The sequence below is a fragment of the Sphingomonas japonica genome (genome assembly GCF_006346325.1).
GTDB classification, from domain to species: Bacteria; Pseudomonadota; Alphaproteobacteria; order Sphingomonadales; family Sphingomonadaceae; genus Sphingomonas; species Sphingomonas japonica.
Window position 1 is genome coordinate 1,993,216 of the sequence record NZ_VDYR01000001.1, and the last position, 23,795, is coordinate 2,017,010.

Sequence of the window (23,795 nt, forward strand, 5' to 3'; positions counted from 1 at the left end):
GAAGCGGCTATTTCACCGCCAGCGCCCGGTCGAGGAACGCGGCGCTGTCCTCCAGCACCGGTCCCTTGCCCCGGAACGGCTTCGACAGCGCCATGACGACTTCTTCATGGCTAAGGTCGGGATAGTCGCGCAGTTCGACCGGTGCGCCAAGCGACTTGAGCTTCGCCGCGAGGTTCACCGAATTGCGCTTGCGCACGACGGTATCGGCATCGCTCGTCACCAGCAGCAGCGGTGGCGAATCGGCGCGGGCGAAGCTGATCGGCTGCGTCGCGAGCGGGTCGGGCGCCTGTGCCATCGCGTCGATCGCGCGCGGCGAATCGAAGGGATAGAAATCATACGGCCCGCTCAGGCCGACCCCGGCCTTGATCGTGTCCGGTCCCAGCCCCTCGGAAGCCAGATAGCTGCGGTCGAGGGCGAGCATCGCCACCGTATATGCGCCCGCCGAATGCCCCATCAGTGCGATCCGGCCGGGGTCGCCGCCAAATTGCGCCACGCGGTCATGCGTCCATTTCACCGCCTGCGCGCCATCGACGACGAACGCGGGAAAGTGGACGTCGGGTACCTTGCGATAGTCGGGCACCACCACGACGAACCCGCGTTCCGCCAGCGCGCGTGCGGCAAAGCCATACTCGGCGCGCTTTCCCGAAACCCAGCCGCCGCCATAGAAGAATATCACCACCGGGCGCGGGCCTTCCGCGGTCGCCTCCGGCCGCCAGACGTCGAGCCGCTGGCCGTGGTCGCCGAACGCGACCGCTTCGGCAATACGCGTGACGCCGCTGCCGCTTCCCGACAGCTGATCATAGCGGTTGAGCAGTCCGGGCGGCGAACAGGCCGACGCCAGAAGGACGAGCAGCGCCGAGGCTGCCCTGCGGATCAAGCCACGTACCGCGCGGTGGTCTTGGCGGCGATCTCGTCGGCGGTGACGCCCGGTGCCATCTCGATCAGCCGGAACGGGTTGTCGTGATCGGCGCGCTGGAAAACCGCCAGGTCGGTGACGATCATGTCGACGACATTGCGCCCGGTCAGCGGCAGCGTGCATTCGGGAATGAACTTGGGCTCGCCGTGCTTGGACGTATGCTCCATCACAACGATGATCTTCTTGACCCCGGCGACGAGGTCCATCGCGCCGCCCATCCCCTTGATCATCTTGCCCGGGATCATCCAGTTGGCGATGTCGCCATTCTCGGCGACTTCCATCGCGCCGAGCACGGTCAGGTCGATATGCCCACCGCGGATCATCGCGAAACTGTCGGCGCTGGAGAAATACGCCGATTGCGGCAGCTCGCTGATCGTCTGCTTGCCGGCGTTGATCAGGTCGGGATCTTCCTCGCCTGCCAGCGGAAACGGACCGATGCCAAGCATCCCGTTTTCCGATTGCAGCGTCACCTCGACGCCATCGGGAATATGATTGGCCACCAGCGTCGGAATGCCGATGCCGAGATTGACGTAGAAGCCGTCGCGCAATTCACGCGCCGCGCGCGCCGCCATCTCGTCGCGGGTCCATGCCATCGTCACTGTCCTCCGGCCGGATCGGCCCATCGCTTGTCGGCGGGAAATACGTCGTCATACCCGCCCTGCAGGCCGGTTCCGTAAACGGGATTGGGCAGCATGAACCAGCCTTGCCCCCATAGAATTTCAAGCTCTCGCCCCTGGATCGCGGCGCGGCGGGCAGCAAGTCCGGTGCCCGGAGCATTGAACAGATCGCTGAAGTCGCCGAGCTGGTCGCCGACCATCGCAATGACGCAATATTTGTCGGCGATCCGCGCGCGGCGCGCGTCCTTGCCGCTGCCGGGGCCCGCATCCCCCTTGAGCCACAGCGTATCGAGGTGCACTGGCGTGCCCAGCCCGGCGCCTGCGATCGCCGCCGCGGTCTGGCTTGCGTTGGCGTTTGAGCGGTTCGAATTGAACACCACCGCGATGTCGGCTCGGCGCGCTACCGCGATTGCTTCCAGCGCGCCCGGAACCGGCGCGACCCCGCGCGTTCCGGTCTTTTCCCAGCGATCCCAGCGCAGCGGATCATAGCCGGTGCCGCGCCGCGCCTCGTCCTGTTCATAGCCCAGGTTGAGCAACGCGGTTTCATCGACGTCGAGCACCAGCGCCAGCGGCTTGTCGCCGCACGGCACGAAACGCGGGGCGGCGAGCGTCGAACCCGGCGCCAACACCACCGACGGCACATCATGGCCGATCTCGCGGTCGCTGCTCCGCGCGATCAGGAAATTGGCGAGCGCCATGTACGATTGCAGGCTGAGCGCGGCCGCCTCCCCCGATCCGTAGAGGTATTGCATGCCCGGCGGCACGGTCGGCTCGGGCGGAGGCCCGGCGGCGATCGCGGCATCGAGTGCAGCCTTTGGCACCAGCCGCGGCGCATTGGCCGGGGGTTCGCGGTCGCCATCGCCCAGAAAACGCTTGCCCGCGATCGCGCTGCCCGCAAGCGCGGGCACGGCCGCGGCGACGCATCCCTGCAGGGCAAACGCGGCGCAGGCCAGCGGGACGAGCCGGAGCAGCGTCACGCCGCGGCCGGTTCGCGCACGGTGCGGAACTCGATCTTCTTGTCGTACGGGCTGCCGACGATCATTCGCTTCACATAGATGCCGGGCAAATGGATTGTGTCCGGGTCGAGCGATCCGACCGGCACCACTTCCTCCACCTCGGCGACGCAGATGTCGGCGGCGGTCGCCATCGGCTGATTGAAATTGCGCGCGGTCTTGCGAAAGATCAGGTTCCCCGCCTCATCCGCCTTCCACCCCTTGATGATCGACAAGTCGGCGCGAATGCCGCGCTCGAGGATATACTCCTCCCCGTCGAAGACCTTCACTTCCTTTCCCTCGGCGACCTGGGTGCCAACGCCGGTCTTGGTGTAGAAGCCGGGAATGCCCGCGCCGCCTGCCCGGCAGCGCTCGGCGAGCGTCCCTTGCGGACAGAATTCGACCTCCAGCTCGCCCGCCAGATACTGCCGCTCGAACTCCTTGTTCTCGCCGACGTACGACGAGATCATCTTTCTGACCTGGCGCGACCGCAGCAACTTGCCGAGCCCTTCATTGTCGATCCCGGCATTGTTGCTGGCGATCGTCAGGTCACGGACGCCCGACGCCTGGATCGCGTCGATCAGCCGCTCGGGGATGCCGCACAGTCCGAAGCCGCCAGCACACAGCGTCATGCCGTCGCGCAGCAGGCCCTCGAGCGCGGCCTCGGCAGTGGGATAGAGCTTGTTCATCGCGGCGATTCTCCGTTCGTGCCGGCACTACCGGGCGGCGGGTTGGCGGGTCAAGTTGGGTGCCCATGCTCGACTCCGCGCACCGCGACGCTAAGGCGAGGGCAAGGAGACTCTCGCATGACCAAGCGCAATGGCGGCCGCATCCTCGTCGACAATCTGGTGGCGCAGGGGTGCGACCGCATCTTCCAGGTGCCTGGCGAGAGCTTCCTCGCGGTACTCGACGCACTGACCGACACGCCAGCGATCGACGTGGTGACGTGCCGGCAGGAGGGCGGCGTGACCTTCATGGCATCGGCGGACGGCAAGCTGACGCAGCGGCCGGGCGTCGCCTTCGTCACGCGCGGTCCGGGGGCGACCAATGCGTCGATCGGCGTTCATGTCGCGATGCAGGACTCGCTGCCGATGATCCTGTTCATCGGCGACATCGACCGCGGCACCCGCCACCGCGAGGCGTTTCAGGAAATCGATTTCGAGGCGATGTATGCCCCCATCGCCAAATGGGCGGCGCGGATCGACGACGCGGCGCGTATCCCCGAATATGTCGCGCGCGCCTATGCCACAGCGATGAACGGGCGGCCGGGGCCGGTGGTGCTGGCGCTGCCCGAGGACATGCTGCTCGACACGGTCGAGGCAGTCGACCGCCCGCGGATCGAGAAGGTTCGGCAGGCCCCCGACGCCGAAGCGATGGCGCGGCTGGTCGAGATGCTCGGCACGGCGATGAACCCGATCGCGATCGTCGGCGGCGCGGGCTGGTGCGGCGGCACCGCGACGGCGTTTGCGCAGGCGGCCGAGCGGATCGGGATGCCGGTCGCCGCCGCGTTCCGACAGCAGGATTCGGTGCCGAACACCATGCCGGTCTATGCGGGCAATCTCGGCTACGGCCCCTGCCCCACCTTGCCCAAGCGCGTGAAGGAGGCCGACCTGCTGCTGGTGATCGGCGCGCGGATGGGCGAGGCCACCACCGACGGCTACACGCTGGTGACGCCCGAGCATCCCGGACAAAAGCTGATCCACGTCCATCCCGACCCGGAGGAGCTGGAGCGCGTCTATCGCACCGACCTCGCGATCTGCGCCGACATGCGCAGTTTCGCCAGCGCGCTGGGTGCGCTGCCCGGCCTGCCGCGCTTCGAGACGGGCGCCGACGTCCATGCCGAATGGCTCGGCTGGTCCGATCCGCAGCCGCGCGAAGGCGTCGCCATGGACCTGGGACCCTGCGTCGCGGCGATGCGCGAGATGCTGCCGGCGGACACGATCATCTGCAACGGCGCGGGCAATTTCTCGGCGTGGTGGCACCGCTACTGGCGCTATGCCGGACCGTGTTCGCAGCTGGCGCCGACCGCCGGAGCGATGGGCTACGGCGTTCCGGCCGCTGTGGCCGCCGCCCTGCGCGAACCGGGGCGGATGGTGGCGGCGATGGCGGGCGACGGCGATTTCCTGATGAACGGACAGGAGCTAGCGACCGCCGTCCAGCATGGCGCGCAGCTGATCGTCGTCATCGTCGACAATTCGGGCTACGGCACGATCCGGATGCATCAGGAACGCGAGTTTCCGGGGCGGGTGAGTGCGACGCGACTGAGCAATCCAGACTTTGCGGCGCTGGCCAAGGCCTATGGCTGCTGGTCCGAAGCGGTGACGGCGACCGCCGAGTTCGCGCCTGCGCTCGAGCGGGCGATGGGCCAGCCGGGGGTGCGCGTGCTGCATGTGAAGACCGATATCGAGGTCATCAATCCCGGCACGACGATCAGCGCGATCCGGAGCCGGTAACGCCTACAACCCCACCAGATTGTTGAGGTTGATGATCGGCAGCAGGATCGCCAGGACCATCATCAGCACCAGCCCGCCCATCAGCAGCAGCACCATCGGTTCGACCAGCGCCACGAGGGTCGCGACCTGCGCATCGAGCTCGCGTTCGAGTTCGCCCGCCGCGCGGCCGAGCGCGGGCGCCAGCTTGCCCGATTGCTCGCCCGAGGCGACGATCGCGACCAGCATCGTCGGAAACACGCCCGATTCGGTCATCGCCGCGCGCAAGGAAACGCCTTCGCGCACGCGCACGCCGACCTGGAACGCCTTTTGCCGGACATGCAGGTTGGGCGTCACCGCCGCCGCCGCCTGCAGCGCCTCGACCAGCGGCACCGCGCTTTCGACCAAGGTCGCGAGGCTGCCGGCGAAGCGCGAGGCGTTGAACTGTTTGGAAAAGCGCCGGAACGGCAGCCGCTCGTTGAAATTGCGGTGGATGCGCAGGCGATTGGCGGGCTTCTGCGACCAGCGATTGAACACGATATAGCCGACCAGCATCGCCAGCAGCAGGTACAGCCCGTAATTCTGGAGAAACGCGCTGATCGCGATCAGCGCGCGGGTCAGGAACGGCAGTTCGGCGCCGCGCGACACGAACACGCGGACGATGTCGGGGACGACATAGACCATCAGCAGCACCATCATGCCGACCGACACCACCGCCAGCAGCGCAGGATACATCAGCGCCAGCTGCAGCTTCTGGCCATTGGCCTGCCGCGTCTCGACGAAATTGGCGAGGTGGTTGAGCACGTGGGTGAGCTTGCCCGACTGTTCCCCGGCCGCGACCGACGCGCGGTAGAACTCGGGGAATGCCTTGGGATGCAGCGCCAGTGCCGAAGCAAAGCTGCGCCCGTCGAGGATCGAACCGCGCACGTCGGTCATCAGCGCCGATACGGCGGGTGCTTCGGACTGCGCCGCGACCAGCCGCAACGCTTCCTCGACCGGAATGTCGGAGCCGACCAGCGTCGCGATCTGGCGCGTCACCGTCGACAATTGCCGGGCCGAGATGCGGTTGCGCCGAAAGCCGGGCAGCTTGATCGTGCCGATCGATGCGGTCTTGTCGGCAGCGACCTCGACCGACAGCGGCAGCAGCGCCTGTTCGCGCAGCGCCGCGCGCGCGGCGGCAGGCGACGATGCCTCGATCATCCCCTTCTTCTGCGCACCGCTGCGATCCGCAGCGCGATAGGCGAACGCAGTCATCTTGGATTCCTGCCGTTTGCGGGGGTGAAGTGGACAAAGTGGAGACTAACCATCGCAATTTCCCACGGCGGGCAAAGCGGGGCGTGCAAGCAGTCCGGGGTGAAGGATGCAGAGCAGATCATCGCCTGAGCCTAAGCACAAAAGCAGGGGTGTAGGACAGCGCCGAGTGCGGCGCGCTTGCCGATCGCGCCGGTTGCCGCGAAGCTGTCGGTGATGCCGCCCCCTTCCCCTCACCCCGCCGCGCCCAGGCGCGTGCTGGTGCTCGGCGCGACCGGCACGATCGGGCGTGCGGTGGTGCAAGCGCTGGTCGCGCGCGGGGATGCGGTCGTGGCGGTGGTGCGGCCCGGCGCTGTGTTCGATCCGCACCAGGCACAAGGAGCCATCATCCGCGTCGCCGACGTCACCGATCCCCAATCGCTGGCGCGCGACGGCATCGCCGGCGAGGCGTTCGACGCGGTGATCTCGTGTCTCGCCTCGCGCAGCGGTGCGCCCGGTGACGCCTGGGCGATCGACCATGACGCGCAGCAGGTCGTGCTGGCGGCAGCCAAGGCAGCGGGAATTCCCCATTTCGTCCTGTTGTCGGCGATCTGCGTCCAGAAGCCGCGGCTCGCCTTCCAGCACGCGAAGCTGGCGTTCGAGGCGTCGCTGATCGCTTCGGGGCTGCGCTGGTCAATCGTGCGCCCGACCGCCTATTTCAAATCGCTTTCGGGGCAGGTCGCCCGGGTAGCGGCGGGCAAGCCGTATCTGCTGTTCGGCGACGGGTCGCTTACTGCGTGCAAGCCGATCAGCGACCGCGACTGCGCGGATTTCCTTGCCGATTGCCTGATCGACCCGGCGCGCTGGAACCGGGTGCTGCCGATCGGCGGCCCCGGTCCGGCAACGACGCCGCGCGAGCAGGGCGAGGCGCTGTTCGCGCTGCTCGGCACGCCGCCGAGGTTCCGCCGGGTGCCGGTTGAGCTGCTCGATATGATCGGCGCCGCGCTGGAGACGCTGGGGCGCATCGTTCCCAGCCTCTCCGCCAAGGCCGAACTTGCGCGAATCGGACGCTATTACGCGACCGAGTCGATGCTGGTGCTCGATCCGGACACCGGTCGTTACGATGCCGGCGCGACGCCGGAGACGGGATCTGAAACGCTTGCCGACTATCATGCGGCGCTGCTGCGCGGCACGGAACATGCCGAACGCGGCGCGCATGCGGTATTCAAAGATAGTATCACCTGAGACCAGGTTGGCGGCAGCGCCTTATCGCGCTAGAACGCCCACAACGAAACAGAACGTCGCAAGGAGTTCCCATGTCCCCGTTGATCCGTACCGGCGCGCTGCTCGCGTCGGTCTCGCTGCTCGCCGCCTGTGCCACGACCGACCGGATGAGCGCCGCAGCGCCGGCCGGTGCCGCGGTCGCGCCGGTGGCGCCCGCCGCCGCGCAGGGACCGCAGATCGGCAGCTTCGGCTTCGACGTCGCCGGCATGGACCGGTCGATCGCCGCGGGCGACGATTTCTACGGCCACGCCAATGGCACCTGGGCACGCAACACCGCGATCCCGGCGGACAAGTCGAACTACGGCATGTTCACCGTGCTCGACGACCTGTCGACCAAGCGCACGCGCGACCTGCTCGACGCCGCGCAGGCCGGGGGCCAAACGAAGATCGGCACAGCCTATGCCAGCTATCTCGACACCGCCGCGATCGATACCAAGGGTCTGGCGCCGATCGAGCCGTGGCTGGGCAAGATCAAGGCGCTGACCGGCAAGGCCGGTTATCCCGCGCTGCTGGCCGAGGCCGACCGCATGGGCGTGTCGGTCCCGATCGGCAGCTATGTCGGACAGGACGACAAGGATCCCGAAACCTATATCCTGAGCATATCGCAATCCGGCCTGGGGATGCCCGATCGCGATTATTACCTGTCGGACGACGCCAAGCTGACCGAGGCGCGTACCGCATATCTTGCGCACCTGACGCAGATGCTGACGCTGGCCGGCGAGGACAACGCGGCGGCGCGCGCCAAGGCGGTGCTCGATTTCGAGACCGGCATCGCCCGCGCCCACTGGACCCGGATCGAAAGCCGCGACAGCGACAAGACCTATAACAAGATGACGGTGGCCGAGCTCGCAAAGGCTGCGCCCGGGTTCGACTTCGCCAGCTATTTCCAGGGCATCGGCACCCCGGTGGATACGCTGATCGTCGCGCAGCCCAGTGCCATCGCGGGTGAAGCAAAGCTGATCGCGAGCGCCCCGATCGGCGTACTGCGCGACCAGTTGATCGTGCGCAGCCTGGAGGATTTCTCCGACGTGCTGCCGACGCCGATCGACAAGGCGGTATTCGCGTTCGAGGGTACGGTGCTGTCGGGCACACCCGAGCAGGAGGAGCGCTGGAAGCGCGCGGTCGGCTTTACCAGCCGTGCGCTGGCCGACGAGGTCAGCCAGATCTACGTCGCCGAATATTTCCCGCCCGAGACGAAGGCCGCGGCCGACACGTTGGTCAAGAACGTGATCGCGGCGATGGACCGGCGCATCGACCAGCTCGACTGGATGGCGCCCGCGACCAAGGCGCTGGCGCATCAGAAGCTCGCAGCCTTCACGCCCAAGATCGGCTATCCCGATCGCTGGCGCGACTATTCGGACCTCGACATCGTCGCGGGCGACGCGTTCGGCAACAAGGTGCGCGCCAACCAATGGGCGCATCAGTGGAATATCGGCCATCTCGGCAAGCCGCTGCAGCGCTGGGAATGGGGCATGACGCCGATGACGGTCAACGCCTATGCCAATTTCGGCATGGTCGAGATCGTATTCCCGGCCGCGATCCTTCAGCCGCCCTTCTTCGACCCCGCCGCCGACCCGGCAGTCAATTACGGCGGCATCGGCGCGGTGATCGGGCATGAGCTCAGCCATCATTTCGACGACCAGGGCGCGAAGTATAATCGCGAAGGCCGCCTGACCGACTGGTGGACGCCCGCCGATGTCGCCGCGTTCAAGGCGCGCACCGATGCGCTGATCGCGCAGTACGATGCCTATGAGCCGCTGCCGGGAATGAAGGTAAAGGGCGCGCTGACGCTTGGCGAGAATGTCGCCGACCTGGCCGGGCTGACCGTGGCGCACGACGCCTATATGGCGTCGCTGGGCGGCAAGCCGGCGCCCGAGATCGACGGCTTTTCCGGCGACCAGCGCTTTTACCTGGGCTGGGCGCAGGTCTGGCGGCGCAACTATCGCGAGGCGAACCTGCGCCAGCGCCTGCTGACCGATCCGCATTCGCCGTCGGAGCAGCGCGCATGGGTCGTGCGCAACCTCGACCCCTGGTACCCCGCCTTCGATCCGGCGCCCACGGACAAGCTGTACCTTGCCCCCGAGCGCCGGGTCCGCATCTGGTGATGCGGACGCTTGGCCGCGCCTACAGCTCCCAGCCGGGGCGATAGGTGCGGTCGAGGAAGCGGTTGGCGTCGTCGACGTTGGTGACGCGGCCCGCCGCGCCGTCATAGTCGATCGGCTGCCCGGCGCGTAGCGCGACCATGCCGAGGATCATCGTCTCGTTGAGCGGCACCGCCACTTCGAACGGCGACGAGGCCGCTTCCTCGCCCTTGATCGCGCGGATCCAGTTGAGTTCGTGACCCGCAAGCCCGCCGGCGATGCGCGGCAGCGATTGCGGCACGGCGGCGGCGCGCTCGGCCGCGCCGTCGCCGATCAGCACCGGCTTCTCGCCATAGGTGTTGTGCATCAGCATGCCGCGATCGCCGATATAGAGCACGCCGCCCTCCGCGCTCATCGTCACCCCGGGCGGGAGGCCGCGCGGCGTCGGCGGCATCAGCCCGGCGTCGAACCACGTCATGCGCAGCGGCCCGCCCGGCGCATTGGCGAAGTCGTAATAGGTGGTGCTGGCGAGCGGATAGCTGGTCAGCTCGTCAGGGCCTTGATCGTCCCACGGATTGGTGTCGCCGCCCCACGCGCTGTGGCGCGTCTCGATCCGGGTCGGCAGGCCGGGCTGCAGCGCCCAGACCGGAAAATCGATGAGGTGCGCGCCCATGTCGCCGAGCGCGCCGACCCCGAACGGCAGCCAGCCGCGCCAGTTGAAATGCGCGTAATCGGGGTGATAGCCCCAATCGACCGCCGCCGGGCCGCGCCATACGTCCCATTCGAGGCTGGCGGGCTTGGCCTGCGCCGCCGGACGCGCGACGCCCTGCGGCCAGACCGGGCGGTTAGTCCACACCTGCACTTCGCGCACGCGGCCGATCGCGCCGCCGCGAATGATCTCGACCACGCGACGGCCGTCGTCGCCGGAATGGCCCTGATTGCCCATCTGGGTGACGAGCTTGGGATTGCGGCGGGCGAGGTCGAGCAGCACGCGCCCCTCGCGCACCGTGTAGGTTAGCGGCTTTTGCACATAGACGTGGATGCCGCGCTCCATCGCCATTTTCGCCGCGACCGCATGATGATGGTCGGGGGTGGCGATGACGACCGCGTCGATGTCCTTGCGCGCATCGAACATGCGGCGATAGTCGGCATGCTTGTCGGCGCGGTCATATGCGGCCTTGAGCGCGGCGCGATCGGCGATCGCCGCGCCCTCCCCGTCGACGAACGATTCGGCGACATGGGCAAGGTCGGGATCGGCGAGCGCGACGATGTTCTGGCCGACCAGCCGGTTCATGTTGCTGGCGCCCATCCCGCCCGCGCCGATCACCGCGACGTTGACCTTGTCGCTCGGCGCCAGCGCGCGGGCGAAGGCGTTGCCCGGCAGCGCCAGCCCCGCCGTCGTCGCCGCCGCCGCGCCCAGCCAGCCGCGCCGGGTGATCCCCGCATCGTGCGTATATCCAGTCACCCGCATCCCCTTTTTGTTTGGTTTCACTTGGCAATGTGCGCGATCGGGGGCGGCGATGGCAACCCGCGGGCTATGCTTCGTCGCGGACCACCCGCGCCACTTCCTCGACCGTGGTGACGCCGGCCCGCACCTTGGCGACGCCGTCGTCGAGCAGGCTGGGATTGTCGCCGCCGCGCGCCGCGCGCTCGAGTTCGGCTTCCGACGCGCCGTCGTGGATCATCGCCTGGAACCGGTCGTCGACGGCGATGACCTCGTACAGTCCGGCGCGGCCCTTGTAGCCTTCGTCATGACACGCCTCGCACCCGGCCGCGCGCCACACCGGCTCGCCCGCATCGATGGCGTTGCCGAGCAGCAGCGCGTCGGCGTCGCTGGCCGGAACCTGCTGCCGGCACAGCGGGCACAGGCGCCGCACCAGCCGCTGCGCGCACAGCCCGACCACCATCGGCGCGAGCAAATAGCGCTCGACTCCCATGTCGATCAGGCGCGTCACCGACCCCACGGCAGAATTGGTGTGGAGTGTCGACAGCACGAAATGCCCGGTCATCGCCGAGCGGACGGCAGTGGTCGCGGTTTCCTGATCGCGGATCTCGCCGACCATGATGACGTCGGGGTCCTGGCGCAGGATGGCGCGCAAGCCCCGCGCGAAGGTCATGTCGGTGCGCGGGTTGACCTGCGTCTGCGCGATGCCGGCGAGCTCATACTCGATCGGATCCTCAACCGTCATCACGTTGCGCTTGCGATCGTTCAGCCGGGTGAGCGCGGTGTAGAGCGTCGTCGTCTTGCCCGATCCGGTCGGCCCGGTGACGAGCAGGATGCCGTGCGGCCGTTCGAGCAGGCGGGTGAACACGCCGCGATCGCGGTCGCTCATGCCCAGCGCGCCGAGATCGAGCGTCATCGACCCGCGTTCGAGCAGGCGCATCACCACCCGCTCGCCATGCTGGGTCGGGATCGTCGAGACGCGCGCATCGACGTCGTGCCCGCCGATGCGCAGTGTGACGCGCCCGTCCTGCGGCACGCGCTTCTCGGCGATGTCGAGCTTGGCCATCACCTTGATACGACTGACCAGCAAGGGCGCGAGCGCGCGCTGCGGCTCGACGATGTCGCGCAGCACACCGTCGATGCGGAAGCGGATGACGAGGCGTTTTTCCTGCGTCTCGACATGGACGTCGGACGCGCCTTCCTTGATCGCTTCGAGCAGCAGCGCGTTGATCAGGCGGATGACCGGCGAATCGTCGCGATTGTCGAGCAGATCGTCGACCGCCGCTGCCGAATCGGCAAGCGCGGCAAGATCGGTCTCGGTCATCTCGAAATCGGCGGCCTGCGCGGCGCGGTCGCCATAGGATGCGGCGAGCGCGGCGTCGAACTCGGCGTCCTCGACCATGGCAAAGCCGATGCCCGGGGCGATGCGCTGGACCTCGAGCAGCGCATCGAGCGCGGCGTCACGGCGGTGGACGCACACGCCGTCGCGCAGCACCACGCCGCTCTTGCGCGCAAAGGCATAGGGCAGATTGCCCGGCGCGGCAGGCAGGTCGTCGACGAGCAGCAGCGTATCGGTCACGGTGCGAAATCCACTTGCGCGGCGACCCGGCCGGGTTCGGCGCGGCGCGTGATCTGGACCCGGACGGGGGCGAGGCTGCTCGATCCGGCGACGTCGGCGATCCAGTTGACCACCGAATCATAGCTGCCGTCGGCCACTACCGCGCGCACCCCGCCCGCATCGGGCGTCGTGGTGGCGGTCAGCCCGAAGCCGTTCGCCGCCTGCAGCACGATCGCCTCGGGCGCGCCGGTGCGCCGTGCGGCCTGCGGTGCGATCGTGCCGACCGCGCGCAGCCGGGCGTTGAGCCCTTCGAAGGTGCGGATGTCGGCGATCGCCTGCGCGCGCGCCGCCTGCAGCGGCTTGATGACGCCGAACACCAGCACGGCGATCGCCAGCAAGGTCGCCAGCACGCTCACCAGCACGCGCTCGCGGCCCGACAGCCCGCTCCACCAGCGGTCGAGGCGCAGCAAGGTGGCTTCGATACCGCTGCGTTCGATGACGCGCACGATCTTCATGGCGTGCCCCCCGCAGTCAGGCGGATCGATCCGTCGGGCGCCTCGACGACACGCGCGGCGATCCGCGCCGCCTGCATCGCGCCGGTGATGCGCCCCGCCGCGCCAGGCTGGAGCGGATCGATATCGACGACCAGCGCGCTGCCCTCGAACGCCATCGAGCGGATGGCGATGCTGCTCGCGAGCGGCGCGAGCGCGCCCGACACCTGCGTCAGCAGCGGCACGAACGGGCTGGCGCGCGTCGGTTCGGGCAGCAGATCGACGACGCGCTCGGCAAGCCCCTCGCGATCGGTCGACGCGCCGGGCGACGCGGTCGCCAGCAGCACGCGCGTCTCATAGGCGCGGCGCTCGGCGATGGTGTGCAGCATCCAGGTGTCGGCGGCGGCGATCGCCGAATGCGCCAGCGCGCCGATGCCGAGGATCCAGGCGAGCCGCCGGCCATGATGCGGAAGCGCGGCGCGGCGACGGGCATAGAGACCCTGGCGCAGGTCGATGGCCGGCGCGGCGACGCGCTCGGCAATCGGGGCCAGCGGGGTGTCGGCGATGCTCGCGTCGATGGCGGCGGGCAGCGGTACGCCGTGCGCGATGACCTGCGGCCTGCCTGCCGCTTCCCAGGCCGCTGGCAGGAGCTCGACCGGCGTCGCGAAGCCGGTGCCGTCGCCGCTGCGCACGAGCGCCCGGTCGCCATCGGATGCCACCGTCCACACCCCTTCGGCCGGGCGCGGCAGCGCCAACGCATCGGGGACAAACGCCGCCTGCCCGAGCCCGGCGGCGTCGGCGAGGGCGGTCCAGCGCGCCATCGCGTCGTGGCGGACGATCCCGACCAGGAACCGCTTGGGCGCGAGTTCGGCACCAAGCGCGAGATGGACGACGTCGAGCGGATCGGCGATGCGATCCTCGATCGCGAACGGCAGCGCCGCGATCCGCTTGGCCCGGCTGTTGAGCGGCAGGTCGACGGCGAGCGTACGCACCGCTTCCGACGGGACGAGGATGGTTGCGGGTCCCCCGGCTTCGTTTATGATGAGCGTGTTAGCGGCAAGCGTCCACACGCCCCCCGCACGGTCATCGCCGACGGCTGCCGACGCTGGTGCGGTTGCGGTCATGCTCATTCGGGACGTACTCGGGTTTGTAACATTGCTTTCACGGACGGCACGCATGGGGCGGGAATGCGCATAGTTTCACAACAGTTCAATGACACCGTGGCAGCACGGCTCCCCACTCGCAAGCGCGCCGACGTACCGGGCGGCGAACAAGGGCTGACGCTGGTCGAGATGATCGTCGTGCTGGCGATCATCGCGCTGGTCGCGGCGCTGATCGTGCCGAATGTCATCGGCCGCCCCGACGAGGCGCGCGTGACGGTGGCGAACACCGACATCCGCACGATCTCCGCCGCGCTCAAGATGTACCGGCTCGACAATGGCAGCTATCCGACGACGCAGCAGGGGCTGGCGGCCTTGTCGCAAAAGCCGTCGACCCCGCCGGTTCCGGCCAACTGGTCGAGCGAAGGCTATCTGGGCGACGTCCCGGTCGACCCGTGGGGCAACCCCTATGCCTATTCGTCGGACAGCAACAGTTTCGAGCTGAAATCGCTCGGCAAGGACGGGCAGCCGGGCGGCACCGAGCTCGACGCCGACCTGACCGGCAAACGCGAATAGGCCCGTGCGGGGGGCCGTGCCTTTGCGTCGCCAGGCCGGCTTCACGCTGGTCGAGATGCTGATCGTCCTCGCGATTATCGGCGTCGCGGCAGGCGCGGTGACGCTCGGCATCGGCTCGGCGACGCGTGCACCGTCTGCCGAAAGCGAGGCGCGGCGGCTGTCGCAGCGCTTGCAGGCCGCCGCTGACGACGCGATGCTCGGCGACCGCATGATCGCCTTCATGGCCGACGAGGGCGGATACGGCTTTGCCCAACGCGCCGGCGCCGGATGGCAGGTCATGGCGGGCGAGGCGATGGGCTATCACCGGCTGCCCGGCGGCATGGTGATGACGCTCGACCAGCGCCCGCCGGTGGTGATGGGCGTCGAAGGCGTCGCGCGGCCGATGCTGGCGGCGATCGAGGCGGGCGAACAGCGCTGGCTGGTGCGCTATGACGGGCTGACGGCGACGGTCCTGCCGGGGGCTGCGGACGCTGCGGAGCCTTCGGCGTGAGCACCCGCCCGTCCCCGTTCGAAGCGGATGCCCCCCGGGACCAATCCGGCTTTTCGCTGATCGAGGCGCTGGTCGCGCTGGCGATCCTGGCGATCGCCGCGGTCGGCCTGGTGCGCGCCACCGAATCGCACATCGATTCGACCCGCGCGATGGAAAGCCGTGCGATCGCGATGTGGGTGGCGGAAAATAGGCTTGCCGAACTCGAGGTCGAACCCGGCGCCGACGGCCCGCGCGAGGTGGCGATGCTGGGGCGGCAATGGCGCGTCGACGTCGATCGCCGCGGTACCGAAGACCCGGAAATCGAGCGCGTGCGGATCGAGGTATCCGAACCCGGCGGCGCATCGGCGCTTGCCGCGCTCGATGGATTCCTCGACGGACGGCGCGGATGATGCAGTTGTTCGACCTCACCCCGCGCCAGGCGAGTCGCGGCCTCGACATCCTGACCGGTGCGGTGGTCGTCAGCATCGCGTTCGCGCTGGCCGGGCTGACCTGGCGAATCGCCGGGCACGCCGGGTCGGGCGCGGTGCTGGTGCCGCCCGGCAGCCTGCGCCCCGTCGCAGCGCGCCCCGACCTCGCCCCCGCGCTGGCGCTGGCGCCGTTCGGCAAGGCCGCGCTCAGCGAAGCGGCGCAGCCGACCGGGCTGGCGCTGGTGCTACAGGGGATCATCCTCGCCAATCCCGCAACGCTGTCGGTCGCCTATATCGCGCAGGACGGCGAGGCGCCGGTCGCCTATGCCGTCGGCGCGCAGGTGGCGGGCGCGACGATCGAGACGATCCAGCGCGACCGCGTGCTGATCAACAATGGCGGGCGCATCGAATCGCTTGCCGCGCCCGATCCGTTCGCCGATCCCAACGCGCCTGCGCCCGCCGTCGCCGCCGCGCCGGTCGCTAGCCAGCCCGCGGTCGCGCCGCAGAACAATCCGCCGCCCTCTGCGCAATCGATCATCGCGCGACTCGACGCCAGCCCGACGCGCGGCGGCTATGCGATCGGCGAGAATGCACCTCCGGGGCTGCAGCCGGGCGACGTCATCCAGTCGGTCAACGGCGCCGCGCTGAACGACGCAGCCGGCGCGCAGGCCGCGTTCGAGGCGGCGTCGCGCAGCGGTTCGGCCCGCATCCAGATCCTGCGCAACGGCGAGTCGCAGTCGCTTACCCTTCCTACCCGCTAGGACGCCCCATCGTGATCCACCGCTTCCGTTCCACGATCCTCGCCGCCGCGCTCGCCGCGACCGCGCTCCAGCCGGTGCTCGGGCAAGCTGCACCGCAGGCGAGCGACATCGTCGTCAACATGCGCGGGGTAGAGATCGCCACCGTCGCCGAACAGATTTCGCGGCTGACCGGCCGCACGCTGATCCTCGACCCCAGCGTCAAGGGCGTCGTCACGGTCACTTCGGCGACGCCGCTCAGCGCCAACGGGGTTTGGGAACTGTTCCAGTCGGTGCTGCGCGCCAACGGCTTTGCCGCGGTCCAGTCGGGCCGCGCGTGGCGGATCGTGCCGCAGGCCAATGCCGTTCGCGACGGCGGCGTGCGCCGGTCGGGATCGGGGCAGGAACTGGTGACGCGGATGATCCGCCTTTCCAACGTGCCCGCCGCCGAGGCCGCGCGGATCGCCCGGCCGTTGGTCGCGACGTTCGGTTCGGTCGAGCCGCTCGAGGCGCCCAATGCGATCGTCGTCACCGATTATGCCGACAATGTCCGGCGTATCGAAAGCCTGATGCAGTCGATCGACGGCGGCGGCGGATCGGCGTTCGCGACGATCCCGCTGCGCAACGGCAATGCCGCCGAAGTCGCCGCGGCGATCGCGCAGGTGATGGGCGATGGCGAGGCGGGTGGATCGCGGGTCGCGCCCGACGTCCGCTCCAACACCGTCATCGTGCGCGGATCACCGGCGTCGGTCGCAGAAGCGCGCCGCATCGCCAGCGCGCTCGACCAGCCGGGCGGGCAGACGCCGATCACGCGGGTGTTCCGCCTCAACTATGCCGATGCCGAGGCGGTGACCGAAGTGCTGCGCGGCGTGCTCGGCACCGAGGCGGAGGCGACCAATCCCGTGGCGCGCAGCCTGTCGTCGGTCGGCGGCAGCCGGTCGGGACTCACCAACCGCAACACCAGCCCGACCCAGGCGCTGTCGGGGCTGATCTCATCCAACCAGGATCGTAACGCCAGCGGTGCGATGGGGGCGCTGGCCGGGGCAGCGGGCGGCGGCGGCGGGGTCGGCAGCTCGACCGCGTCGGTCGGAACCTCCGAACCGGCCGCGACGCCGCAGGGTTTCTCGACCCCCGACCTCACCGTCCAGCCAGCGCCCGACATCAACGCGATCGTCGTGCGCGGCACGCCGTCGGCCGTGAACGGGCTCGACACGCTCATCGCCGACCTCGACGTGCGGCGGCCGCAGGTGCTGATCGAAGCGGCGATCGCCGAGATCACCGGCGACGATGCCGAACAGCTCGCGGTCCAGCTCGGCACGGCGGCCGCGACGCTCAGCGACGTGCAGGGCGCGGGCACGTCGTTCGCCGGTCAGGGCCGCGCCAGCCTCAGCGAAATTCTTGGTCTGCTGAACGTCCCGGCCGCTGCACTGCTTGGTCAGGGTTTCACCGGCAACGTCGCGATCGGCGACGATTTCTCGATCCTGGTCCAGGCGCTGAGCCAGTCGACCAAGGCGAACCTGCTATCGACGCCGCAGATCACGACGCTCGACAACAAGATCGGCGAGATCGTCGTGGCGCAGGAAGTGCCGTTCATCACCGGATCGATCCTGACCGACAATGCCGACGTCACCCCCTATACCTCGGTCGAGCGCCGCGACGTCGGCATCACGCTGCGCGTGCTGCCGCGGATCAACGCGGGAGACACGATCCGGCTCGAGGTCGGGCAGGAAGCGTCGTCGATCGCCAATACCCAGCTCAACAGCGCGACCGACATCATCACCAACCGCCGCGCGGTCAACACCACGGTGCTCGCCGACAATGGCCGCACCATCGTACTGGGCGGGCTGACCTCGGACGATCAGCAGACGGTGCGCAGCCAGGTGCCGATCCTCGGCGACATCCCTATCGTCGGCGAGCTGTTCAAGTCGCGCCAGGAAAGCCGCACCAAGCGGACCTTGTTCATCTTCCTCAAGCCGACGATCATCCGCACCAGCGAGGATGCGGCCGAGGCGACGGCGGCGCGCTACAACCGGCTACGCGGCGCGGAGATCGAGAACGACCAGAAGGGCAGCCTGCTGCTTAATCCGCCACGGCCCCGGCTGACGCTGGAGATCGACGGCATCTACTGAGGCGCGCCGGCGTCGTCGCCAGCCGGCAGCGGAACACGCACGCGCGCGTTGCCGCGGGTGAAATAGGCGGCGTCGATCGCCAGGCTCTGCAGCGTCCAGCCATCGACCGCCTCGCCGGGCTTGAGCGTGCGCGTCTCGCCCAGGCTGGTGTGCACCAGCGCGACGGCATCGGCGTCGATGCGGCCGACGATCCCTGCCAGCGCCGGTGCATCGGCGGGCGCATCCTCGACCGCGAGCGCGGCGGGGGCGAACAGCGCGCGGCGAAACGCGGCGTCGCCGGGCGGCGGCGCGGGCGGCAGCGCGAGCGGCGCGACCTCGGCCTGCGGAGCGATGCGGGTCGCATGCGGCAGCGTCAGCCAGCCGCACACCAGCACCGACGCCAGCGCCGCCGCGATCAGCGCGAGGCGCTCGGCGCGGGTCAGCGCCACGCCGCCACCACCGATCCCGACAGCCGGACATTGGCCTGATCGATCGCCGCGATCTCCCAGTCGAAGAATGCCGCGACCGGGCGCGCGCGCGCCAGCGCATCGGCATAGGCGATCACTGCTTTCTCCGAACCCGACACCGCGATCTCGACCGCGACCGTGCCGGTACCCGGGGGCGGCAGCGTCGCCGCGCGTTCAACCAGCAGGCCGCCTTGCGTCGCCGCCATCCGCAAGCGCCGTTGCAGCATCGCCGCGGCGGTGGCGGGGTCGCGAGCCGGGATTGCACTGCCCTTGGCCAGCGTCGGCAGCGGCGGCGATGCTGTGGCTTCGAGCGCCAACGCCGTGGCCAGCGTCCCGCGGTCGGCGGCGGCGCGGGTTGCCGTGTCGAGCGCGGACGGCATGGCCCAGGCGGCGGCAGCGGCTCCGGCGATCGCCGCGATCCAGATCGGGCGCAGCGCCATCAGCGCGCTTGTGCCAATGCGACGACGATCACGCCATCGCCCTGCCGCTGACCGGTCTCTCGCAAGACCCCCAGCAGGACATCGCGGCGCAGCGCGGCGCGCAGACGATCGGGGTCGCTGGTCGCGATCTCCGCATAAAGCGCGCCCTGCCGCTGCCCGACCCGCGCGATCCGCGAGTCGACGGGAAGCACCGCCGCAAGCCGGCTCAGCACCACCACGGGGGCCGGCCGCTCGAAGGCGGCGGCGAGGACGGCCCGCCCCATGCGAATGCGCGCCGTGGCGATCTCGGCGGGGGTCCGGCGGGCCCGCGCCTCTGCGGCGCCGTCCTGCGCCCGGGCGATGGTGATGCGGTTGATGGCAATGCTGGCGAGCGGGCCGGCCACCAGCACTGCGAACAGCAAAGCCGCCTTGATCCAGTCGCCGCGCGCGGCGGGGGCGGATACCCTAGGCCGATCACGGCGCAGCTGGCCCAGCCGATCGAACAGGCTGGGAGGCGCCGGCGCGGGCAGCAGACCGGGGTCGGGTTTGGGATCGGATCGCGCGTCCATTGAGGCGCGCTGTACCGCCATCGGCATTGCCGCGACAAGGACGGCACGCAGCCGCCGCGCGCGAACCGCAATGCGGCAGCTGTCACGATATCGCCATCGCCGCGTCGCACAGCCGTAACGCGATTGGCATCAATCTGTAGCTGCACGTCGGCAAGACAACGGACGCAATTTATGGCGGACCGGCTTGCGGGGGATGACGAATGCACGACCTGATTGATAGCGCAATGGCATATACCGATGGCGATGTGGACACCAACCGCACGCTGAGCACGAGCCTGAACGCGCTCGTCCAGGCGCGGTACTCACGCCGCGACACGCTGCGCAGTGGCGCTTCGGCGGCAGCGCTGGCGGTATTCGGGGGGTCGATGCTGGCGGCGTGCGACGATTCCGAAAACGGCTCCGCCGACAGCGCGCCGCCGGTCGTCGAAGCCGGATCGAGCGGCGAGACCAGCTCGGGACGCCTGGTCACGTTGACCGGCACCGCCACCGACGACGGCGGGGTCGCGGCACAAAGCTTCACCCAGACCGGCGGTGAGCCGGTGGTGACGCTGTCCGGTGCCAATACCGGCACCGCGACGTTCATCGCGCCCGCGGTCGAGGAACCGACCGACTTCACCTTCCGCTACGTCGCGTCCGACGACGACCTGCAAACGAGCGAGGCGACCATCACCGTCACGGTGAACCCGCCCGCGCTGGGCTTCGCCGCGGTCGCCAAGAACCGCAACGACATCGTCACCGTTCCCGAAGGCTATGCCGCGACGGTCCTCTATCGCCTTGGCGATCCGCTGACCGCCGACACGCCCGACTATGCCAATGACGGCACCGACACCGATTTCGCGAACCGCGCCGGAGACCATAACGACGCGCTGCACTATTACGGGCTGACCGCCGACGGCAGCGGCCGCGACGACAGCAACAGCGGCCGCGGGCTGCTGGTGATGAACCACGAGAATCTCAACATCCAGTATCTCCACCCCAATGGCCCGACCACCCCGGGCGGCGTCCGTCCCGAAGGCGAGGCGATCAAGGAGATCGAGGCGCACGGCCTGAGCATCGTTGAGGTCGCCGCCGGCGACGACGGCTGGGCATATGACCAGGCGAGCGGGTGGAATCGCCGCATCACGCCGAACACCCCGATGGTGTTCAACGGACCGGCGCGCGGATCGGCGCTGCTGCGCACTGCCTATTCGGCGAACGGAGCCGGCGGTCGCGGCACGATCAACAATTGCGCCAACGGCATCACCGCCTGGGGCACCAACCTGACGTGCGAGGAGAATTGGGCCGGCTATTTCGCGCGTCCGTCGTCGGACAACGCCGCGCGCACCGCCAAGGAGGTGACCGCGCTCGGCCGCTATGGCGTCGGCAGCGCGACCGGCAATTACGGCTGGGCGAGCGTCACCGCGTCCGATCCGTCGAACACGCTGTTCCGTCGCTGGAACGCCACCGCCAGCGGTGCCAGCGCTGCCGAGGATTTCCGCAACGAGCCCAATAACTTTGGCTGGGTCGTCGAGATCGATCCGTTCGACCCCGAATCGACACCGCGCAAGCGCACCGCGCTGGGTCGCATGGGGCACGAGGGCGCCTGGCCGTCGCTATTCGTCGATGGCGTGCGACCAGCCTGGTATATGGGCGACGACAGCCGCCGCGAATATCTCTACAAGTTCGTGTCGGCGACACCGTGGGACATGACCGATGCACAGGCGACCAACCGTCTGGCGATCGGCGACAAGTATCTCGACGACGGAACGCTGTACGTCGCCAGGTTCGACGAGGACGGCAGCGGCGAATGGCTGCCGCTGGTGTTCGGGACCGCCCCGCTGACCGGGGCCAACGCCGCCTATCCCTTCGCCGATCAGGCCGATGTGCTGATCCACGCCCGCCTCGCCGCCGACGCGATCGGCGCGACGCCGATGGATCGTCCCGAATGGACCGCCACCAATCCCGCCACCGGCGAGATGTACCTCACCCTGACCAACAACAACGCCGCGGGCCGCCCGGTCGATGGAACCAACGCCGCCAATCCCCGGCATTACAACGACCCCAAGGCCGGTAGCGATCAATATGGCAATCCCAACGGCCATATCCTGCGCCTGCGTGAAGCCGGCGATTCGTCGGAGGCGACGCGTTTCGCATGGGACATCTATGCCTTCGGTGCGGGCCGGGACCTCAATCCGACCAACATCAACCTGTCGAGCCTCGACGCTACCAACGATTTCTCGTCGCCCGACGGATTGTGGTTCGGTCGGCCGCAGAACGCGTCGGGCCAGGTCACGCCGGTGCTGTGGATCCAGACCGACGACGGTGCCTATACCGACGTCACCAACTGCATGATGCTGGCGGCGATGCCGGGCACGGTCGGCGACGGCGGCGCACGCACCGTCACCAACATGAATGCGGCCGGCGAAACCGCACAGCAGCGCACGTTCATCGGGGCCGCACCGGGCGCCTCGATGCGGCGATTCCTGGTGGGACCGATCGAATGCGAGATCACCGGCGTCGATTCGACCCCGGACGGCCGCACGCTGTTCGTCAACATCCAGCACCCCGGCGAAGGCGGCGAGGCCAACGCGCCGACCAGCAACTGGCCGGCCAGTCAGGACGGCTCCCCGCCCTCGACCACCCGTCCGCGATCGGCGACGGTCGTCGTCACCAAGAACGATGGCGGCGTCGTCGCCTTGTGATCGACCGGCGGGATCGCGCGCAACCGAGCGCGATCCCGCCGCTTGCCGCTAGCGCCGCTGCGCGCAGGCGATCCCTGCCGCGTCGATCGCGGTGGCAGCGCCACTGAGCGCGTAGACGTCGGCAAAGGCGCGGCCGCTTTGCGCCAGCGTCTCTATGCTCATGCTGCGGCCCGATCGCATCGCCGCGACGATCGCGCGGTCGGTGGCGGCGTCAGGCGACCAGGCGTCGACGCTGCCCGCAATCAGCCGGAAGCGACGCTCGCCGATCGACAGAGTGACGCGGGCTCCGGCGTTGCGTTCACGGCTCAGCCTGACGTGCAGCTGGTTGCCAAGCCCCGCCCCCGGCCAGCTGCCGATGCTGGCGAAGGGCGCCTGCGTGGCGCCGCGCCCGGTGCGGACCGGCTGCGAGATCGCATAGCAGCGCCGCGGCGAGCGATCGCGAAACGCGCCCCAGCGATCGTAGACGCCGATCGCGTCCCGCGCGCCCGCCGCCTGCGGCACGGCGGCAGCCAGCGCGAGCAGCGCGGCGATCATGCCGGTGCGCGGCCGGCGCCGTGGTGGAGGACGCGCTCGCGGCCATCCTCGACCGCGACGATCGATCCCTGTGCCAGCCCCGGCGCGAACGGTGCGCCGAGCGACGGCTCGACCGGCAGCCCGGTCATCACCCCGCGCAGCACCCGGCTCGACATGCCGTGCATCACAACCAGCCGGTCGCGGGAATCCTCCTGCGTGTCCGTCAGCCAGCCCGTCACCCGCTCGGCGATTGCCGCATAGTCCTCGCCTTCGGGCGCGACCCGCATCGCCCCGGTCGCCGAATCGAATACCGCGCCGACCTCGGCGATCAGGTCGGCATGATAGCGTCCGCCCCAGCGCCCGGTGCCGATCTCTACAAGCCGGGCGTCGGTACGCGCGACGTGCCAGTCGAGCTCGAGATGCTCGGCGATCACCGCCAGCGTCTGCAGCGCGCGCCCGGTCGGCGAAGCCCATAGAGTGAGCGCGGGTCGCGGCCCGAGCTCGGCGCGCAGCGCCTGCCCGATCGCGTCCGCCTGGGCAAAGCCGGCGCGGGTCAGCGGGGTGTGGAGATGGTCGCCTTGGACCCGCCGCGCGGCGTTGAACACGGTCTCGCCATGCCGCGCGATGAAATCCCTGCCCTGCCGCGCGATTGTTTGCATGGCTCGCCTTTTCAAGCCCCTGTGGCG

23 protein-coding genes are annotated in these 23,795 nt (G+C 69.2%); 9 read left to right on the forward strand and 14 right to left on the reverse strand.

Annotated elements, in window-relative coordinates; genetic code table 11:
- Positions 1–7 precede the first annotated feature (7 nt).
- Genes FHY50_RS09825 through FHY50_RS09840 form a run of 4 tightly spaced genes read right to left on the reverse strand, consistent with a single transcriptional unit; the run spans position 8 to position 3,214 of the window.
- A complete protein-coding gene (locus FHY50_RS09825; RefSeq protein ID WP_140048269.1) occupies positions 8–877 on the reverse strand; it encodes an alpha/beta hydrolase in 870 nt (289 codons plus the stop codon).
- Positions 874–1,509, reverse strand: a complete 636-nt coding sequence (locus FHY50_RS09830) for a CoA transferase subunit B (RefSeq protein ID WP_140048270.1) — start codon at positions 1,507–1,509, stop codon at positions 874–876. The genes FHY50_RS09825 and FHY50_RS09830 overlap by 4 nt, the downstream gene beginning before the upstream one ends.
- 2 nt (positions 1,510–1,511) lie before the next feature.
- Complete coding sequence (locus FHY50_RS09835) at positions 1,512–2,510, reverse strand: HAD family acid phosphatase (RefSeq protein WP_244935325.1); 999 nt, start codon at positions 2,508–2,510, stop codon at positions 1,512–1,514.
- Complete coding sequence (locus FHY50_RS09840; RefSeq protein WP_140048271.1) at positions 2,507–3,214, reverse strand: CoA transferase subunit A; 708 nt, start codon at positions 3,212–3,214, stop codon at positions 2,507–2,509. Before FHY50_RS09840 ends, FHY50_RS09835 begins: the two co-directional genes overlap by 4 nt.
- Positions 3,215–3,331: 117 nt before the next feature.
- Here FHY50_RS09840 and FHY50_RS09845 point away from each other — a divergent pair, with 117 nt between their 5' ends.
- Complete coding sequence (locus tag FHY50_RS09845; protein ID WP_140048272.1) at positions 3,332–4,978, forward strand: thiamine pyrophosphate-binding protein; 1,647 nt, start codon at positions 3,332–3,334, stop codon at positions 4,976–4,978.
- Positions 4,979–4,981: 3 nt separating this feature from the next.
- Here the strand turns inward: FHY50_RS09845 and FHY50_RS09850 are convergent, their stop codons facing one another.
- Complete coding sequence (locus FHY50_RS09850) at positions 4,982–6,208, reverse strand: type II secretion system F family protein (protein WP_140048273.1); 1,227 nt, start codon at positions 6,206–6,208, stop codon at positions 4,982–4,984.
- 177 nt (positions 6,209–6,385) lie between these two features.
- Here FHY50_RS09850 and FHY50_RS09855 point away from each other — a divergent pair, with 177 nt between their 5' ends.
- Entirely contained in the window at positions 6,386–7,429 is a 1,044-nt protein-coding gene (locus tag FHY50_RS09855) for an NAD(P)H-binding protein (RefSeq protein ID WP_243846616.1), read from the forward strand.
- Between the two features lie 146 nt (positions 7,430–7,575).
- The gene (locus tag FHY50_RS09860) at positions 7,576–9,573 is read left to right on the forward strand and encodes a M13 family metallopeptidase (RefSeq protein WP_140231131.1); all 1,998 of its coding nucleotides are present in this window, start codon (positions 7,576–7,578) and stop codon (positions 9,571–9,573) included.
- 19 nt (positions 9,574–9,592) lie between these two features.
- Here the strand turns inward: FHY50_RS09860 and FHY50_RS09865 are convergent, their stop codons facing one another.
- From FHY50_RS09865 to gspL, 4 genes are all read right to left on the reverse strand, one after another.
- Complete coding sequence (locus FHY50_RS09865; protein WP_166745417.1) at positions 9,593–11,014, reverse strand: Gfo/Idh/MocA family protein; 1,422 nt, start codon at positions 11,012–11,014, stop codon at positions 9,593–9,595.
- A gap of 70 nt (positions 11,015–11,084) precedes the next feature.
- A complete protein-coding gene (locus FHY50_RS09870) occupies positions 11,085–12,572 on the reverse strand; it encodes a GspE/PulE family protein (protein ID WP_244935326.1) in 1,488 nt (495 codons plus the stop codon).
- Complete coding sequence (gene gspM / locus FHY50_RS09875; protein ID WP_140048275.1) at positions 12,569–13,066, reverse strand: type II secretion system protein GspM; 498 nt, start codon at positions 13,064–13,066, stop codon at positions 12,569–12,571. Before gspM ends, FHY50_RS09870 begins: the two co-directional genes overlap by 4 nt.
- Positions 13,063–14,166 (reverse strand): type II secretion system protein GspL, encoded by a 1,104-nt coding sequence (gene gspL, locus FHY50_RS09880; protein WP_140231133.1) that lies wholly within the window; start codon positions 14,164–14,166, stop codon positions 13,063–13,065. Before gspL ends, gspM begins: the two co-directional genes overlap by 4 nt.
- Positions 14,167–14,229: 63 nt before the next feature.
- On the opposite strand from gspL, the gene gspG reads away from it, so the two are divergent.
- From gspG to gspD, 5 genes are read left to right on the forward strand one after another with little or no spacing between them, the layout of a single operon-like run.
- Complete coding sequence (gene gspG / locus FHY50_RS09885) at positions 14,230–14,718, forward strand: type II secretion system major pseudopilin GspG (RefSeq protein ID WP_140048276.1); 489 nt, start codon at positions 14,230–14,232, stop codon at positions 14,716–14,718.
- A gap of 16 nt (positions 14,719–14,734) precedes the next feature.
- The gene (locus FHY50_RS09890) at positions 14,735–15,208 is read left to right on the forward strand and encodes a prepilin-type N-terminal cleavage/methylation domain-containing protein (protein WP_244935327.1); all 474 of its coding nucleotides are present in this window, start codon (positions 14,735–14,737) and stop codon (positions 15,206–15,208) included.
- Positions 15,205–15,597 carry a type II secretion system minor pseudopilin GspI gene (gspI, locus tag FHY50_RS09895; RefSeq protein ID WP_140048277.1) on the forward strand — a complete coding sequence of 131 codons (393 nt, stop codon included), beginning with the start codon at positions 15,205–15,207 and terminating at the stop codon, positions 15,595–15,597. Before FHY50_RS09890 ends, gspI begins: the two co-directional genes overlap by 4 nt.
- Positions 15,594–16,376: a type II secretion system protein N gene (locus FHY50_RS09900; RefSeq protein WP_243846618.1), complete on the forward strand. Its 783-nt coding sequence runs from the start codon at positions 15,594–15,596 to the stop codon at positions 16,374–16,376. Before gspI ends, FHY50_RS09900 begins: the two co-directional genes overlap by 4 nt.
- Positions 16,377–16,387: 11 nt before the next feature.
- Positions 16,388–18,481 carry a type II secretion system secretin GspD gene (gene gspD / locus FHY50_RS09905; protein WP_244935329.1) on the forward strand — a complete coding sequence of 698 codons (2,094 nt, stop codon included), beginning with the start codon at positions 16,388–16,390 and terminating at the stop codon, positions 18,479–18,481.
- Here gspD and FHY50_RS14225 read toward each other — a convergent pair.
- From FHY50_RS14225 to FHY50_RS09920, 3 genes are read right to left on the reverse strand one after another with little or no spacing between them, the layout of a single operon-like run.
- Positions 18,475–18,909: a hypothetical protein gene (locus FHY50_RS14225; RefSeq protein ID WP_166745418.1), complete on the reverse strand. Its 435-nt coding sequence runs from the start codon at positions 18,907–18,909 to the stop codon at positions 18,475–18,477. The genes gspD and FHY50_RS14225 overlap by 7 nt on opposite strands.
- Positions 18,900–19,367 carry a GspMb/PilO family protein gene (locus tag FHY50_RS09915; protein ID WP_140048278.1) on the reverse strand — a complete coding sequence of 156 codons (468 nt, stop codon included), beginning with the start codon at positions 19,365–19,367 and terminating at the stop codon, positions 18,900–18,902. Before FHY50_RS09915 ends, FHY50_RS14225 begins: the two co-directional genes overlap by 10 nt.
- Entirely contained in the window at positions 19,367–19,915 is a 549-nt protein-coding gene (locus tag FHY50_RS09920; RefSeq protein WP_140048279.1) for a hypothetical protein, read from the reverse strand. Before FHY50_RS09920 ends, FHY50_RS09915 begins: the two co-directional genes overlap by 1 nt.
- A gap of 200 nt (positions 19,916–20,115) precedes the next feature.
- On the opposite strand from FHY50_RS09920, the gene FHY50_RS09925 reads away from it, so the two are divergent.
- Entirely contained in the window at positions 20,116–22,596 is a 2,481-nt protein-coding gene (locus tag FHY50_RS09925; RefSeq protein ID WP_180345107.1) for a PhoX family protein, read from the forward strand.
- Positions 22,597–22,644: 48 nt separating this feature from the next.
- On the opposite strand, the gene FHY50_RS09930 is transcribed toward FHY50_RS09925, so the two are convergent.
- Positions 22,645–23,130, reverse strand: a complete 486-nt coding sequence (locus FHY50_RS09930; protein ID WP_140048280.1) for a hypothetical protein — start codon at positions 23,128–23,130, stop codon at positions 22,645–22,647.
- The gene (locus FHY50_RS09935; protein ID WP_140048281.1) at positions 23,127–23,768 is read right to left on the reverse strand and encodes a histidine phosphatase family protein; all 642 of its coding nucleotides are present in this window, start codon (positions 23,766–23,768) and stop codon (positions 23,127–23,129) included. The genes FHY50_RS09930 and FHY50_RS09935 overlap by 4 nt, the downstream gene beginning before the upstream one ends.
- Positions 23,769–23,795: the final 27 nt, after the last annotated feature.

What these genes read in the sequence shown, in the direction of transcription:
- FHY50_RS09830 (WP_140048270.1), bottom strand. Translation starts at nt 1,509, where the DNA reads ATGGCATGGACCCGCGACGAGATGGCGGCGCGCGCGGCGCGTGAATTG.
- FHY50_RS09840 (WP_140048271.1), bottom strand. Translation starts at nt 3,214, where the DNA reads ATGAACAAGCTCTATCCCACTGCCGAGGCCGCGCTCGAGGGCCTGCTG.
- FHY50_RS09845 (WP_140048272.1), top strand. Translation starts at nt 3,332, where the DNA reads ATGACCAAGCGCAATGGCGGCCGCATCCTCGTCGACAATCTGGTGGCG.
- FHY50_RS09850 (WP_140048273.1), bottom strand. Translation starts at nt 6,208, where the DNA reads ATGACTGCGTTCGCCTATCGCGCTGCGGATCGCAGCGGTGCGCAGAAG.
- FHY50_RS09860 (WP_140231131.1), top strand. Translation starts at nt 7,576, where the DNA reads ATGAGCGCCGCAGCGCCGGCCGGTGCCGCGGTCGCGCCGGTGGCGCCC.
- gspM (WP_140048275.1), bottom strand. Translation starts at nt 13,066, where the DNA reads ATGAAGATCGTGCGCGTCATCGAACGCAGCGGTATCGAAGCCACCTTG.
- gspL (WP_140231133.1), bottom strand. Translation starts at nt 14,166, where the DNA reads ATGACCGCAACCGCACCAGCGTCGGCAGCCGTCGGCGATGACCGTGCG.
- gspG (WP_140048276.1), top strand. Translation starts at nt 14,230, where the DNA reads ATGCGCATAGTTTCACAACAGTTCAATGACACCGTGGCAGCACGGCTC.
- FHY50_RS09900 (WP_243846618.1), top strand. Translation starts at nt 15,594, where the DNA reads ATGATGCAGTTGTTCGACCTCACCCCGCGCCAGGCGAGTCGCGGCCTC.
- FHY50_RS09915 (WP_140048278.1), bottom strand. Translation starts at nt 19,367, where the DNA reads ATGGCGCTGCGCCCGATCTGGATCGCGGCGATCGCCGGAGCCGCTGCC.
- FHY50_RS09920 (WP_140048279.1), bottom strand. Translation starts at nt 19,915, where the DNA reads ATGGACGCGCGATCCGATCCCAAACCCGACCCCGGTCTGCTGCCCGCG.
- FHY50_RS09925 (WP_180345107.1), top strand. Translation starts at nt 20,116, where the DNA reads ATGCACGACCTGATTGATAGCGCAATGGCATATACCGATGGCGATGTG.
- FHY50_RS09930 (WP_140048280.1), bottom strand. Translation starts at nt 23,130, where the DNA reads ATGATCGCCGCGCTGCTCGCGCTGGCTGCCGCCGTGCCGCAGGCGGCG.
- FHY50_RS09935 (WP_140048281.1), bottom strand. Translation starts at nt 23,768, where the DNA reads ATGCAAACAATCGCGCGGCAGGGCAGGGATTTCATCGCGCGGCATGGC.